Source organism: Enterococcus sp. OL5, from assembly GCF_006491895.1.
Classification (GTDB): domain Bacteria; phylum Bacillota; class Bacilli; order Lactobacillales; family Enterococcaceae; genus Enterococcus_D; species Enterococcus_D innesii.
The window spans coordinates 51,364-65,888 of the sequence record NZ_VHIL01000014.1 but is presented as its reverse complement, the minus strand read 5'-3'; the positions used below and the strand labels follow the sequence as shown (position 1 = coordinate 65,888).

13 protein-coding genes are annotated in these 14,525 nt (G+C 44.1%); 3 read left to right on the top strand and 10 right to left on the bottom strand.

Annotated elements, in window-relative coordinates:
* Positions 1–10 precede the first annotated feature (10 nt).
* The 6 genes from FJU10_RS14955 to FJU10_RS14930 form a co-directional block, all read right to left on the bottom strand.
* A complete protein-coding gene (locus FJU10_RS14955; RefSeq protein ID WP_016610457.1) occupies positions 11–1,297 on the bottom strand; it encodes a PTS ascorbate transporter subunit IIC in 1,287 nt (428 codons plus the stop codon).
* Positions 1,298–1,322: 25 nt separating this feature from the next.
* Positions 1,323–1,688 (bottom strand): PTS sugar transporter subunit IIB, encoded by a 366-nt coding sequence (locus tag FJU10_RS14950; protein WP_140966256.1) that lies wholly within the window; start codon positions 1,686–1,688, stop codon positions 1,323–1,325.
* Position 1,689: 1 nt separating this feature from the next.
* A complete protein-coding gene (locus tag FJU10_RS14945) occupies positions 1,690–2,136 on the bottom strand; it encodes a PTS sugar transporter subunit IIA (RefSeq protein ID WP_140966255.1) in 447 nt (148 codons plus the stop codon).
* Between the two features lie 428 nt (positions 2,137–2,564).
* A complete protein-coding gene (locus FJU10_RS14940) occupies positions 2,565–2,696 on the bottom strand; it encodes a hypothetical protein (protein ID WP_005237465.1) in 132 nt (43 codons plus the stop codon).
* A complete protein-coding gene (feoB, locus tag FJU10_RS14935; protein ID WP_140966254.1) occupies positions 2,693–4,831 on the bottom strand; it encodes a ferrous iron transport protein B in 2,139 nt (712 codons plus the stop codon). The genes FJU10_RS14940 and feoB overlap by 4 nt, the downstream gene beginning before the upstream one ends.
* A complete protein-coding gene (locus FJU10_RS14930) occupies positions 4,828–5,298 on the bottom strand; it encodes a FeoA family protein (RefSeq protein ID WP_077454022.1) in 471 nt (156 codons plus the stop codon). Before FJU10_RS14930 ends, feoB begins: the two co-directional genes overlap by 4 nt.
* 357 nt (positions 5,299–5,655) lie before the next feature.
* Between FJU10_RS14930 and nrdH the strand changes: the two genes are divergently transcribed.
* The 3 genes from nrdH (at position 5,656) to nrdF (ending at position 9,200) form a co-directional block, all read left to right on the top strand.
* Positions 5,656–5,880 (top strand): glutaredoxin-like protein NrdH, encoded by a 225-nt coding sequence (gene nrdH, locus FJU10_RS14925; RefSeq protein ID WP_005225182.1) that lies wholly within the window; start codon positions 5,656–5,658, stop codon positions 5,878–5,880.
* A gap of 97 nt (positions 5,881–5,977) precedes the next feature.
* Positions 5,978–8,137: a class 1b ribonucleoside-diphosphate reductase subunit alpha gene (nrdE, locus tag FJU10_RS14920; RefSeq protein ID WP_140966253.1), complete on the top strand. Its 2,160-nt coding sequence runs from the start codon at positions 5,978–5,980 to the stop codon at positions 8,135–8,137.
* Positions 8,138–8,234: 97 nt separating this feature from the next.
* Positions 8,235–9,200: a class 1b ribonucleoside-diphosphate reductase subunit beta gene (gene nrdF / locus FJU10_RS14915; protein ID WP_005225180.1), complete on the top strand. Its 966-nt coding sequence runs from the start codon at positions 8,235–8,237 to the stop codon at positions 9,198–9,200.
* 59 nt (positions 9,201–9,259) lie between these two features.
* Here nrdF and FJU10_RS14910 read toward each other — a convergent pair whose 3' ends face one another.
* The 4 genes from FJU10_RS14910 to glpK form a co-directional block, all read right to left on the bottom strand.
* Positions 9,260–10,315, bottom strand: a complete 1,056-nt coding sequence (locus FJU10_RS14910) for an alpha/beta hydrolase (protein WP_140966252.1) — start codon at positions 10,313–10,315, stop codon at positions 9,260–9,262.
* Between the two features lie 90 nt (positions 10,316–10,405).
* Entirely contained in the window at positions 10,406–11,122 is a 717-nt protein-coding gene (locus FJU10_RS14905; RefSeq protein ID WP_140966251.1) for an MIP/aquaporin family protein, read from the bottom strand.
* Complete coding sequence (gene glpO, locus FJU10_RS14900) at positions 11,115–12,944, bottom strand: type 1 glycerol-3-phosphate oxidase (protein WP_140966250.1); 1,830 nt, start codon at positions 12,942–12,944, stop codon at positions 11,115–11,117. Before glpO ends, FJU10_RS14905 begins: the two co-directional genes overlap by 8 nt.
* Positions 12,945–12,947: 3 nt before the next feature.
* Positions 12,948–14,468: a glycerol kinase GlpK gene (glpK, locus tag FJU10_RS14895; RefSeq protein WP_140966249.1), complete on the bottom strand. Its 1,521-nt coding sequence runs from the start codon at positions 14,466–14,468 to the stop codon at positions 12,948–12,950.
* Between the last annotated feature and the right edge of the window lie 57 nt (positions 14,469–14,525).

Here is a 14,525-nt window from a genome sequence, read left to right as displayed (position 1 = left end):
ATCATACTGTTTAACTAAATAGTTTTAAGATTTTGTCTAGTAAAATTCCGATAATATTGTAGTCGATTTGAGGAAATCCAGCGTCTGTGATGCCTAATTCAGAAAAAGCTGGGAAAAGCACCAAAGGCAATGCAGTCAGCAAAATACCGCCTAAGAAGGATGCGATGATCGCCCCTTTCAACCCGCCTCTTATTGAACCAAAGACACCCATGGTTCCACCCGAGAAAAAAGCAATCCCAGCTGCTGGCAAAAGTACAACGGGAGAACCCATAGCAGCCATGGCGAACGTCGCTGTTAAGCCACCTATAAACGAGGTAATAAAACCGACAGGAACCATGGTTGGCGCATATTGGAAAAACACAGGAACATCTACTGCCGGCATTGATCCTGGGATATATTTTTCTGAGATCGCCACGAAGGCAGCCGTTAATTCAGCAATAAATTGACGCACACCATAAATCAGTACAGACATCCCCGCCGCAAATTGCAACCCTTGAATCAACGGATATAAGAACCATAAGTCGTTGCCAGCCATTTCTTGAACGACATCCATATGACCACTTAAAACTGCTGCGATCGTTGCAATGTAGAAAAGAATAATCATGAAAAATGCAACAGAGAAGACAAAATCTCGGAATACGGAGAAGAAATCAGGAAGCTCGCGATTGGCTGCTTTCTCTTTCTTTGCTTGCCAATTTTTCCCTCCAATGACACTGCCGATGACACCTGAGAACCAGTAAAAAATCAAGTTAAAGTGACCTAGTGCAACCCCTGCATTACCTGTCAGCTCATCTGTATATTTCTGAGCCAATTTGGGCAGCCCTGCTCCTGCAAAACCTAGCACCAAAGAACCAAAGATAACTGTTACCCAAGTGGGCATACCGTTCGAAATAAAAATCAACCCAATGACAGCAGCAAAGAAAAGATAATGCTGACCGGTTAAGAAAATTGATTTTAAAGGCGTCAATTTCGCAATAACTAATCCGAATATGAACCCTAGCCCCATAATCATTGATATTTCAAAACCATATACATCCATGGCTAACGCTGTAGCAGGCTCTACTGCCAGAACCGTCCCTTGAACACCAAATGCGGTCTGAAACAACGTGGCAAAATTTGCAGCAATCGTTCCTACATGACCACCACCAATATTAAAAATCATAAACCCAATGCCCACTTTGAGGACACCGCTCAGGGTCTCCTTCGCAGGCTTTCTTTGTGCAAGTAACCCAATCAAAGCCAAAATCATTAGCAACACAGCAGTATTTCTGAATTGGTTCATTACTAAAATTGCCATTCAATTTATTCCTCGCTCCATCAATTTATTTTGTTTGCATCGTTTCAAGAAATGTTTCTAGTTTTCCTTGGATCTCTTCTTTACTCATAATATTTTGAATGCCTATGACTTCATAAGGTTTGTTTTGAAAATCAGGTTCCGCTGCGATATCTGCCATACTCATAAAGGCATCGCCCGTAAAACCAATGAGGACGTCTAGGTTTCCATGAATCGTTTCAATGGGATAGCCGTTTTCTTCAATCACTGATTTTACTTTTATGTGAAGCAGCGTTGAACTCCCCATCCCCGCACGGCATGCAACCGCTATCAAATATTTCTTGCCAATACTCGCCTTAGGTTTTGCATCTGATTGGATCGATGCATCATTTTTCTTTTTTTGAAAGAATCCCATCTTAACTCCTCGTTTCTTCTAATAGTTGTATAAATGCTTCTGGTGTCGCCACATTTGCTAAACGATCAATGATACTGTCCCTTGCTAAAACCTCTGCTAACTCACCCATCAGTTCCAAATGACTCGTCGGGTCTATCGCTGCTAAACAGAAAATGACTTTCACTGGATCATTGGGCGAACCAAATGAGATGGGGGTATTTAATGTCATCGCACTTAGTCCTAAGCGACAAACCCCATCTTCTGATCGGGCATGCGCCAAAGCAAATCCAGGCATAAGCACGATATACGGCCCGGCATCTAAGACGGATTGAATCATCGCTTCGACATACTGTTTTGTAACGTTGCCATTCCTCAATAACGGCTGGGCAGCTTTTTTGATTGCTTCTTGCCAGCTGGTACTCTCTTGCTGAAGTAAAATGTTTTCTTTTGTTAATAATGTAGTTTGCAAACGACAATTTCCTTTCTAAAAAAATTTCTTTAGGTCTTAGTAAAGAATTTCTCGAGATAATTCCTATACACACACTATAAGTGAAAAGTTTCGGCCTGAATAGACGATTTTAGACCACATGTTTGTACACGCTCCCAGATTAAGTGAACTGCTCTTCTCAAAAAGACCAGGTATACTGGCTATTTTTTTTATTTGCCTCCAGTTTTTCTCGATAACCTTCTTGAGCAGTTCACAAAACTTATTCTATCAAGGAAAAAGTGAACCAAAAATGGACAGATCTTTTGCTTGCATCCACAAAAAAGAAGCTCTTAAATAAACTAAGAACTTCTTAAGGCAAACACTCTATTCATGGCTATAGATCTACCGTTTTAATTGTATTTCTAGCCGTAGGTATTTTCACACGAATTTTTACTTGCAACTGCTATTTTCTACTTTGCTTCCTCATGCTTCACGGGACAACTGCTGTGGCAATCAGAACAATGATCCTTTTTCACCATGCGGTAAACCACACGGCCGCCATAGCCAAAGATCAGTCCGCTTAGAATTACTGTAGCAATCATTTTTCGCCTCCTACGACTTGGATCAAGGGTGCACTCCCTCGGAATGGTTTCTTCACCAGAGCAAATACTAATAGACCAGCAATGACTATTGCCGCAAAAACACCTAGCGTGAGGTGTCCACCTTCAAAGATGACGTGTCCGAATTGGTAGACCAACAAACTGGCGCAGTACGCCAAGCCACATTGATAGCCAATGGCTAACCATGTCCACTTGCTGTCCCCCATTTCACGGTGGATCGCACCGATGGCAGCAAAACAGGGGGCACATAGTAAATTAAAGACGAGGAAAGAGTATGCCGCCACAGCAGTGTAATCGCCGCGCAACACTTGCCAAATCTCCGTCCCACTTTCTGACAACTCACCGGTTTGTCCGTAGAGAATCCCGAATGTGCCGATCACATTTTCTTTGGCCACCAAGCCAGTGATCGTCGCCACGGCGCCTCGCCAAGTTCCCCAGCCTAGAGGAGCGAAAAGCGGCGCCAAAAGTCGACCGAAAAAGGCCAAAATGCTTTGGTCTTCACTGACCCGCTGCAAGGCAAAGTTGTAGCTGGAGTTAAACCAGACAAAGATACAAGCTACAAAAATTATCGTACCGGCTTTTTTTACAAAAGCAACGGCTCGATCACAGGCACTTTTCAAAATCGTTGTGAGCTGCGGCAAATGATACGCTGGTAGTTCCATAATGAATGGTGCCAGATCACCTGCAAAAAGCGGCGTTTTTTTCAAGACGATCCCTGAAAAAATCACAGCGCCCATGCCGACAAAATAGGCCGATGGTGCGACCCAACTATAATGAGGGAAAAAGGCTCCGGAGATCAATGCGATGATCGGCAATTTGGCAGAACAAGGCATGAAGGTCGTGACCATCACCGTCAACCGACGATCCTTTTCGTTTTCAATCGTTCGGCTTGCCATCACCCCCGGCACGCCGCATCCTGTGGCAATCAACATAGGGATAAACGACTTGCCGGATAGGCCAAATTTGCGAAACAACCGGTCCATGACAAATGCCACCCGCGCCATGTATCCACAGTCCTCCAAGATAGCCAAGCAAAAAAACAACACGAAAATCTGCGGCAAAAATCCTAAGACCGCACCGACCCCTGCCACGATGCCATCCAAAATCAATTCTTGCAGCCACTGGGCGACCCGCAGCTGTTCTAGCCAGTGCGCTGCTGTTTCGGGTATCCAGCTGCCAAATAATACATCATTGACCCAATCGGTGCCGATCGTGCCAATCGTCTGAATCGATAAATAGTAGATTCCCCACATAATGAAGGCAAAAATTGGTAGCGCCAATACGCGATGGGTCAACACGCGGTCGATTTTGTCGCTGAAGGCTAAGTGCTGATCTGTTTCCTTGATGACTGCCAGCGCCAACAATTCTTCAATGAAGCCATAGCGCTCATTAACGAGAATGGCGTCACTGCTGTCTTTAAAGATCATCTCTAAAATCGAAATCGTCTCCTGAATGACTGCTTGCTGGGAATCAGTCAGTTTACACATTGCTTGAATCGCTTCATCTTTTTCAAAGAGTTTTAGGGCAAACCAGCGTTTTTGCTGCTGAGGGATCGTCTCTGGCAAAATCGCCATGATCTCGGTCAAGCCAGCTTCTAAACGATCATCGTAGCGGGGAGGGAGCTGTTGTGTGTTGACTGCGTGCTTCGCTGCCTCGATCATTTTGGCTAAACCACGTTGTTTCAAAGCACTGATCCCCACTACCGGAATCCCTAATCCGTAAGCCAATTTTTCGAAGTTGATCTGCAAGCCTTTTTTCTTTAATAGATCGATCATGTTGATGGCTGCCACGGTGGGAACATTCATTTCTAATAATTGCAAGGTTAAATACAGATTTCGCTCAAGATTAGTTCCGTCAATAATATTGATTACCGCATCCAGCGATGCCTCCATCAAATAATTGCGGGAAATCAGTTCTTCCGGCGTATAAGGCGACAAGGAATAGATCCCGGGCAGATCTTGGATCAACACGTGCCGGTCTTTTCGCAGTCTCCCCGCTTTACGTTCTACGGTGACACCCGGCCAATTGCCCACTGTTTGTTTGGCACCAGTCAATTGATTGAAAGTACTTGTTTTCCCGCTATTGGGATTTCCTGCTAATGCAAAGTGATAGGTCATACCGTTTCGACTCCTTTTTCGACAAAAACCAACGCTGCTTCTTGCTTTCTCAAAGACAATTCATAGCCGCGGAGCCGAATCTCCATTGGATCACCCAATGGAGCCAGTTTCACTACTTCCAAATGAACGTTTTTCGTAAGACCCATATCCATCAAACGACGGCGCAAAGCACCTTTTGCACCAATCTGATTGACCTTCCCGCTTTCACCGACTTGTAGCTGATCCAAAGAGGTAATGACGGTTTGCTGCTGGATCTCTGTGACATCGATTTGTTCCATGACCCTTGCATCTAAAGCAATCCGCGTTCCCTGGTGCAAAATGATGCCGCCTTTGCGATCTTTTTGTATCACAACGATTTCAACGCCCGTGCGAATGCCAAGATCGTTTAAATGAACCGTGATTTCTTTGGTTGTTGCGAACGAGTCGATTTTGTATGTCCCAGAAGCCCGAGTTTGCGCCATTTTCATTGGTTCTTACTCCTTTTGTGAAGTGTTGTTTTAATTAACCCACTTTAATTGAGAATGATTATCATTATAATAGAGCCATTTCCACAGGAAGTCAATCTGTTTTCGACTTAACTTTGAATCTTCCTTCACAATGGAGATTTTTTTTACTCATTTTGATTGCATATCCCCTCTAATAATTACGCAAAAACCTTGTAATTCTACGTATTTTCCGCTTTTTTCATTTGCATAAAAAACACAGAAACACTATAAATTGTGTATGTCGAATTCACAAGCACAAGATATAGTGTTTTTTCGTTGACTTTCTCCGAGACTTATTTATACTAGGTTTATAACTATTACAACTCGGAGGAAACAATTATGAATATCAAACTATTTTCTAAAAACAACTGCATGCAATGTAAAATGGCGAAACGCTTTTTAAGTGAAAATCAGATTGCCTTTGAAGAAATCAATATCGATAATGAGCCTGAAGCATTAGAATTTTTGAAAGAACAAGGATTCCAAAGTGTGCCAGTCATTACCTCTGATGCGCAAACGATCATCGGTTTCCGTCCAGATCAACTACGTCAATTAGCGAGCTAAGATTTTTCTCAATGTGATGCTTTTGAGGGATTTGTCAGTCGTCCAGACCGCAAGTCCTTTTTTATACGAACAAAACAAGAAAAGAGGTTAGCCATTTATGAGCTTGAAAGAAATCAAAGATGTCAGTTATTTCAAATTGAATAATGAGATCAACCGTCCAGTAGATGGTCAAATTCCATTAAATAAAGACAAAGAAGCCCTAGCGGCATTCTTTAAAGAAAACGTTGAACCAAACACCTTAACCTTTGCGACTGCAATGGACAAAATCAATTATTTGATTGAAAATGATTATTTAGAAGAAGAATTTATCAAAAAGTACCGTCCTGCTTTTATTGAGGACTTGTATCAATTCTTAGACGAGCAACACTTTACTTTCAAATCATTTATGGCTGCTTACAAGTTTTATTCACAATACGCACTAAAAACCAATGATGGTACCGCGTATCTAGAACGTTACGAAGATCGGGTCGCTTTCAACGCCCTTTACTTTGCGGATGGCAATGAAGAGTTAGCCATGAGCTTGGCAGATGAAATGATCTACCAACGTTACCAACCAGCAACTCCTTCTTTCTTGAATGCAGGACGCAAACGTCGCGGTGAATTGGTTTCTTGTTTCTTGATCCAAATCACTGATGACATGAACGCGATCGGTCGTGGGATCAACTCCGCGCTGCAACTTTCACGGATCGGCGGCGGTGTCGGGATCACATTATCAAACTTGCGGGAAGCCGGCGCGCCTATCAAAGGCTACGAAGGTGCAGCAAGTGGTGTAATGCCTGTAATGAAATTGTTTGAAGATAGCTTCAGCTATTCAAACCAATTGGGTCAACGGCAAGGGGCTGGCGTAGTCTACTTGAACGTCTTCCACCCAGATATCATCAGCTTTTTATCAGCGAAAAAAGAAAATGCGGATGAAAAAATCCGTGTCAAAACCTTATCATTAGGCGTGATCGTACCTGACAAATTTTACGAATTGACGCGTAAAAATGAAGAAATGTATCTCTTTAGTCCCTACAGTGTCGAAAAAGAATATGGCGTACCCTTCTCTTATGTCGATATCACCAAGGAATACGACAACTTAGTTATGAATCCACGGATTCGCAAAACCAAAATCAGAGCCCGTGATTTAGAAAACGAAATTTCTAAATTGCAGCAAGAATCTGGTTATCCTTATATCATCAATATCGATACCGCAAACCGCAGCAACCCAATCGATGGCAAGATCATCATGAGTAATCTTTGTTCCGAGATCCTTCAAGTCCAAGCACCATCTGAAATCAACGGCAAACAAGAATACGAGGTTTTAGGAACAGATATCAGCTGTAACTTAGGTTCCACCAATATCGTGAACTTGATGGACAGCCCTGACTTTGGGAAATCTGTTCGAGCAATGACTCGTGCCTTGACCTTTGTTACTGATGCGTCTGACATTGACGTGGTACCATCGATCCAAAACGGGAATGCCTTGAACCACACGATCGGTTTAGGCGCAATGGGCTTGCATACCTATTTTGCAAAAAATCAAATGGAATACGGTTCACCAGAATCTCTTGAATTTACTGATCTTTATTTCATGTTGTTGAACTATTGGACATTGGTTGAAAGCAATGCCATCGCCAAAGAAAAAGGCGAAGTTTTCCATAACTTTGAAAAATCAGCCTATGCAGATGGCAGCTATTTCACTGATTATATCCAAGGTGACTACCAACCAAAATCGGAAAAAGTCAAAGCATTGTTTGAAGGCGTCTTTTTACCAACTGGTGAAGATTGGGCAGCCTTGGCACAAACCGTCAAAGAAACCGGCTTGTATCACCAAAACCGCTTAGCCGTTGCACCAAATGGTTCGATCTCTTATATTAATGATACGAGTGCCAGCATCCACCCGATCACTCGGATGATCGAAGAACGCCAAGAAAAGAAAATCGGCAAGATCTACTATCCAGCACCATACTTGAGCAATGAGACGATCGGCTACTACAAATCAGCCTACGATATGGATATGCGCAAAGTGATCGATGTTTACGCAACTGCTCAAAAACACGTCGATCAAGGGATGAGTATGACCTTGTTTATGCGTTCAGATATTCCAGAAGGTCTTTACGAATGGAAAGAAACGACAAAACAAACCACCCGTGATTTGAACATCTTGCGTCACTACGCTTTCCACAAAGGCATCAAATCGATCTACTATATACGGACCTTTACAGATGATGCAGAAGAGATCGGTAGCAACCAATGTGAAAGCTGTGTCATCTAATCCAACTTTTGCCTGAAAACGAACCAACCGCCTGCCCCTGCTCTTTCTTGAGAGCGGGTCGGCTGTTGTCTTGATACGATTATTGGAGGAACCGACTATGGGTAAGACTTACTATGAAGCAATCAACTGGAATGAGATTGAAGATATCATCGATAAATCCACTTGGGAAAAATTAACAGAACAATTCTGGTTAGATACGCGGATCCCTTTATCAAATGACCTTGATGATTGGCGGACGCTATCACCATTAGAAAAAACGACAGTGGGCTACGTCTTTGGCGGCTTGACCTTATTAGATACCGTTCAATCAGAAAGCGGTATGGATCAACTGCGTAAAGATGTCCGCACCCCACATGAAGAAGCGGTCTTGAACAACATCCAATTTATGGAATCTGTCCATGCAAAAAGCTATTCATCGATTTTCAGCACCTTGAATACAAAAGCGGAGATTGCCGATATTTTTGAATGGACCAATACCAATCCTTACTTACAAAAGAAAGCCGAACGAATCAATGAGATTTACAAAAATGGGACACCGCTAGAGAAAAAAATCGCCAGTGTGTTTCTAGAGACCTTCTTATTCTATTCAGGTTTCTATACACCCCTTTACTACTTAGGCAATAACAAACTAGCGAACGTAGCGGAGATCATCAAATTGATCATTCGTGACGAATCCGTTCATGGCACGTATATTGGCTACAAATTCCAATTAGGTTTCAACGAATTACCAGAAGACGAACAGCAAAAGCTGAAAGACTGGATGTACGACTTGTTGTATGAGTTGTATGAAAACGAAGAACGTTATACCGAAGAATTATACGATGAGATCGGCTGGACAGAGGAAGTCAAAACCTTCTTGCGTTACAATGCCAATAAGGCTTTGATGAATCTAGGACAAGACCCGCTTTTCCCAGACACCGCCAACGATGTCAATCCAATCGTCATGAACGGTATTTCAACTGGTACCAGCAATCACGACTTCTTCTCACAAGTTGGGAACGGGTATCTGCTTGGTTCCGTTGAAGCGATGAAAGACGATGACTACTTCATCGGACTTGATTGATTTGCTTACAAATAAACACCTTGTTTCTCGCCAATTGAGGGTGAGAAACAAGGTGTTTTTTAGTGAGCCAGCTGGTCTTTGATAAAGGTCAATGTTTCTGTCAAACAGGCCTGTGCTTGTGGCAAGCTATAATCAAATTGGTATTCGTGGGTCACCGTTTCCGAATCCCCTTTGTAAAAGCGACTTGTCACGGGAATATCAAGAGCTTGCAGCTGATTGGCAAAGGCAATGCCTTGGTCTTCAAAGGAATAGGCGTTGCCATCAGTGATATACGTTGGTGGAAAATCAGCCGTCAATTTATCCACCAGTGAGATCTCCTGCAGTTGGGGACTATCTTGCCATTCTTTTTTGCCTAATAACGACCAAGCCACTGTTTTAACAAAGAATTTCATAAAACGATCATCCGAAGAAGTTCCAACGATCTGTTTCAAATCAAGGGGGCCGCAATAGGAAATAAACCCTTTCAGGGCCGATGCAGGAATGTCTTGATCAAAGGACATTTCCTTCGCATACGCTGGATTGGTTTGCAGCGCCACATATTGCCCGGCAATTTGGGCACCTGCAGAATCTCCACCAAAGAAGAGTTGATCGAAATCAAGCATGGGGTATGCTTGGGCATCTGCTTTGATCGAGTCTACCGCTTGGGCTAACTGTTTGACCTGTCCCGGATAATGCAAACTTGGCGCCCATTCATAATTAATCGAAATCACAGCGGCTTTGGTTTCATCGACGACATAGGTCGCAAACTCTTTGACGCCTTCTTTGTCTCCCCCGACATAGCCGCCCCCATGGACCCAAAAAATGACGGGAACAGGGCCTTGTGCCTCTTTGGGATAATATAGATCAAAGGTACTGCGTTGATAATCCGATTGATACGTCAAGTCCTGTTTGACCGTCACATTCGGCAAACTTTTTTGATAAGCTGCCTCATCCTTGATGGTCACTTCTTGGTTAAACAGATGACCGATCAAAAAAGCCCCCGGTCGTGGGGAGAGTTGAAAAGCCAGAAAAACGGCAGCTAAGAGTCCGATCAGGACAATCGCCACCCACATGAAAAAGCGCAGAATTTTTTTCACGCAAAAGCTCCTTCCTTCGTTCTGTTTCAGCTTTTTCATTTAACCATGTTTTTTTAGCAAATTCAATGACAATCGCTAAAGATTAAAAAAGGATGATACCAATAGGCACCATCCTTAAAATAACATCGTTTATAATGGCAACATCATAAACAAACCAGCTGCGATCGCTGCACCGATCATTGGACCGATGATTGGTACTAACGCATAGCCCCAATCGGAAGTCCCTTTGTTTTTGATTGGTAAGATTTGGTGAGCGATCCGTGGTCCTAAGTCCCGTGCCGGGTTGATGGCATAGCCAGTTGGTCCACCAAGCGACAGTCCGATCGCTAAGATCAAGATCCCAACAACGATGGGATTTAATCCATCCGTAAAGGTATTGGCACCAAAAGCCAATAAGCCAAAGACTAAGACAAAGGTACCAATTACTTCAGTGATCGTATTCGATACTAAATTACGAACTGCAGGCCCTGTTGCAAAGGTACCTAAAATCGCGCCTTGGTCTTTTGTTTCATCCCATAATGGCAAGTAGTTGAGCCAAACGAGGATTGCCCCTACGATCGCACCAGCAATCTGCGCCAGCATAAACGGTACAGCTAAGCTCCAAGAAAAATTCCCTGTCATCGCCATGCCTAATGTAACGGCTGGATTCAAGTGAGCAGGTCCCATGTACCCTGAAACGTAAACGGCAATCGTTACCGCTGTCGCCCAGCCCATCGCGATCACGATCCAGCCAGAGGCTTCCGCTTTACTCTTTTTCAGATTGACAGCCGCACACACACCATCCCCTAACAAAACCAAAATAGCCGTTCCTAGAAATTCACTAAAGATCCGGGTTGTTTCATTCATCTTTTTTTCCTCCTTTTAAGGCTGTTAAATCTGATTCTGCGATCACTTGGTTCAATTCTGCTACATGGGTTGCTTTTTCTTCCTCGTCCCAGCCAAAGAAGTCGGTCATAGCTGCAACGACACCGGCTTTGACTTCATCTAAGGTATCTCGCATAAATAGGATATGGTTGGTCCGACGCAATAGATAATCGACAGGCGTCAGAACCATTTCTTCATGCAAGGAATAGTTTAAGGCCGTACTTTCTTTTTCATCTAAGCCCTCAAACTTCGTCTTGTAGTTCAACACTTGGGGAAGATTCGACCCATAAAGATGAGCCAAATACGTCGCATCTGCTTCATTGAACCCAGCGGCTTGCGCTTGGTCAGCCAACTTCGCTAATTCTTCCTCTACATTGGCTGCATCAAGCTCCCCACCAGAAACTGGGTACGTGGTTGAATCCACTAACTCGAAGGAAGCACCGCTTTCTTGAAGCAATTCATTGATCCGTTTGACTGCTCCTTCCGCCATCAAACGATAGTCGGTGATTTTTCCGCCTGCCAACGTCAATAGTCCGTCTTTTGAGCGTTCCAAACTGCTGCCGCGAGAAACTTGCGATGGATCCACTTTGCTGGCTTCTACTCGTTCTTGTGCTTGTTTTACGGCTTTTTCTACAACTGGTCGCTGCCGCTCATCTGCAAGATACTCTTTGACGCTTTCAACGATCTGCTCAAAGCTTTCATCCGATAGTTTGCCTTTACCGCCGCCATTGTAATCCGAACCGCCATTATTCGTAATCAATGGACGTAGACCAGCCCAGCTCGCTTCGATATCATCAAGGGTGATTTGTGCATGTGGGAAGCGTTCATTCACGATGGTCAGTAGATAATCGACATCTTCTTGTGTGACCGTCGGATGGGCAAAATCGCCTGTATAGTCCGTATCGGTTGTGCCAAAATAGGTCTTGTTTTCTCTTGGTACCACAAAAACCATCCGACCATCATTTTTCCCAGTATCAAAATAGGTTGGTTGCGGCACTTTTAGTTTTTCCCGATCGACCACTAAATGGACACCTTTCGTCGGACGCATTTGTGGCGGCAGCTCATCATTCTTGTCTAATTGACGAACGATGTCTGACCAAGGGCCGGTCGTGTTGATCACGACTTTGGCGTGAACCTCAAAGCGCTCGTTTGTCAGTTGATCCTCCACTTCTACCCCATTGATGATGCCTTGCTCATCATGTAAAATGCCGACGACTTTGGCTTTACTGATCATTGCTGCCCCATCGACTTGTGCTCGTTTGATGTTTTCGATCACCAAGCGGGCATCGTTGTTGCGAAAATCAAGATAGACTCCGCCACCAACTAAGTTTTCCGCCTGCAGCTGTGGTTCGCGTTCTAAGACCTCTTCTTTCGTCAACAGATAATTTTCGTATTTACTGCCTGTCACATTTGCTAAGCGATCATAAAGATCCATCGCCACTTTAACAGAAAACAAGGAGAAGGTTGCCCCCGGTTCATCGTAAATCGGTAAAAGCATCGGATCGGGTTTCGGGATATGCGGAGCAATTTGTTGAACGATCGCCCGTTCCCGCACGGTGTCAGCGACCACTTCCACGTCAAAGGTTTTCAAATAGCGAATACCGCCATGAACGAGTTTCGTGGACCGCGAAGACGTCCCTTCGGCAAAGTCTTGCATTTCCAAAAGAGCCGTCTTCATCCCAGCGGCTGCGGTTTGAACAGCAACCCCTGCGCCAGTGATCCCACCACCGATGATCAATACATCATAGGTGGTCTTTGCCGCTTCTTGAATGGTTTGCTTCCGATCTTTCTGAGAAAAGGTCATGGCTTACTCGCCTTCTTTCTTCGCTTTGAATTTGAAGGTCTGAGTAGCCGCCACCGCTTGTTTCCAACCTTCGTACAAATTGTCTCTTTCTTCTGCTGGCATTTCTGGCGTAAACATTTGCCCTTCTTCTGCCATTGATTTCAATTCATCTAAGTCCTTCCAGAAGCCAACCGCTAGACCTGCCAAGTAAGCTGCACCTAATGCGGTTGTTTCCAGATTCGCTGCTCGTTGCACGTCAATGTCTAAAATGTCCGCTTGGAACTGCATCAATAAATCGTTTTTGGCTGCCCCGCCATCGACTTTCAGCAATGGGATATCGATGCCAGAATCTTTTTTCATCGTGTCGATGACATCTTTTGATTGATACGCAACAGCTTGCAATGTTGCCCGAACAAAATCTTCCTTCGTCGTCCCACGAGTCAAGCCAAAGACGGCTCCTCTTGCATCTGAATCCCAATAAGGTGCACCCAATCCAGTAAAGGCAGGCACCACATACACTTCATTATCGCCTTTTGCTTTGGCAGCTATTTCTTCTGATTGCGGAGAAGTCTCAATCATGCGTAGGCCGTCCCGCAGCCATTGGATCGCTGATCCAGCAACGAAGATACTTCCTTCTAAGGCATAATAGACTTTGCCGTTGATACCATACCCGATGGTCGTCAGTAGGTCATTGTCAGACAATTGTGGTTCTTCACCCGTATTCATGACGATAAATGCCCCAGTGCCGTAAGTATTTTTGATCATGCCTTTTTCAAAGGCCATTTGTCCAAAGAGGGCGGCTTGTTGGTCCCCAGCCATTCCAGCGATTGGTACTTCACTGCCGTAAAAATGGTAGCTGCGGGTGTGACCATAGACTTCTGAGTTGCTTTTGACTTCTGGTAGCATCGAGCTTGGAATGTTCAAAAGATCCAAAATTTCTTGATCCCATTCTAATTTATGAATGTTGTAAAGCATCGTCCGGCTAGCATTGGAGTAGTCGGTGACATGGACTTGTCCATCTGTCAGCTTCCACACAAGCCACGAATCGACCGTTCCGAAGAGTAGCTCACCATTATCCGCCTTTTCTTGTGCCCCTTCGATATTGTCTAAAAGCCAGCGCACCTTGGTCGCTGAGAAATACGCATCAATGACTAACCCAGTTTTTTCATGGATCATCTCCGTATGACCATCTGCTTTTAATTGGTCAGCGATCGGTGAAGATTGACGGGATTGCCAAACGATCGCATTCGCGATTGGCTGCCCTGTCGTTTTGTCCCAAACCACTGTTGTTTCACGCTGGTTGGTGATGCCGATGCCGGCGATTGCTTCTGGTCGGATACCTGATTCAATAAATGCCCCTGCGATGACTGATTGGACAGAGTTCCAAATTTCGTTGGCGTTGTGTTCTACCCAACCGGATTTTGGAAAGTATTGCGGAAACTCTTTTTGTGAACTGCCGATTTTTTTCCCGTTACGATCAAAAATAATTGCTCTTGAACTAGTGGTTCCTTGGTCGATCGCCATTACATAATTTTTTTCTGCCATTTGATTCGCTCCCTTTGGTTTTATACGCGCTGTTTGTTAGCGCTTTCTGACTTGCTT

What these genes read in the sequence shown, in the direction of transcription:
- glpO (WP_140966250.1), bottom strand. Translation starts at nt 12,944, where the DNA reads ATGACCTTTTCTCAGAAAGATCGGAAGCAAACCATTCAAGAAGCGGCA.
- FJU10_RS14955 (WP_016610457.1), bottom strand. Translation starts at nt 1,297, where the DNA reads ATGGCAATTTTAGTAATGAACCAATTCAGAAATACTGCTGTGTTGCTA.
- glpK (WP_140966249.1), bottom strand. Translation starts at nt 14,468, where the DNA reads ATGGCAGAAAAAAATTATGTAATGGCGATCGACCAAGGAACCACTAGT.
- FJU10_RS14905 (WP_140966251.1), bottom strand. Translation starts at nt 11,122, where the DNA reads ATGAATGAAACAACCCGGATCTTTAGTGAATTTCTAGGAACGGCTATT.
- FJU10_RS14950 (WP_140966256.1), bottom strand. Translation starts at nt 1,688, where the DNA reads ATGGGATTCTTTCAAAAAAAGAAAAATGATGCATCGATCCAATCAGAT.
- feoB (WP_140966254.1), bottom strand. Translation starts at nt 4,831, where the DNA reads ATGACCTATCACTTTGCATTAGCAGGAAATCCCAATAGCGGGAAAACA.
- nrdE (WP_140966253.1), top strand. Translation starts at nt 5,978, where the DNA reads ATGAGCTTGAAAGAAATCAAAGATGTCAGTTATTTCAAATTGAATAAT.
- FJU10_RS14940 (WP_005237465.1), bottom strand. Translation starts at nt 2,696, where the DNA reads ATGATTGCTACAGTAATTCTAAGCGGACTGATCTTTGGCTATGGCGGC.
- FJU10_RS14910 (WP_140966252.1), bottom strand. Translation starts at nt 10,315, where the DNA reads ATGAAAAAGCTGAAACAGAACGAAGGAAGGAGCTTTTGCGTGAAAAAA.
- nrdH (WP_005225182.1), top strand. Translation starts at nt 5,656, where the DNA reads ATGAATATCAAACTATTTTCTAAAAACAACTGCATGCAATGTAAAATG.
- FJU10_RS14930 (WP_077454022.1), bottom strand. Translation starts at nt 5,298, where the DNA reads ATGAAAATGGCGCAAACTCGGGCTTCTGGGACATACAAAATCGACTCG.
- nrdF (WP_005225180.1), top strand. Translation starts at nt 8,235, where the DNA reads ATGGGTAAGACTTACTATGAAGCAATCAACTGGAATGAGATTGAAGAT.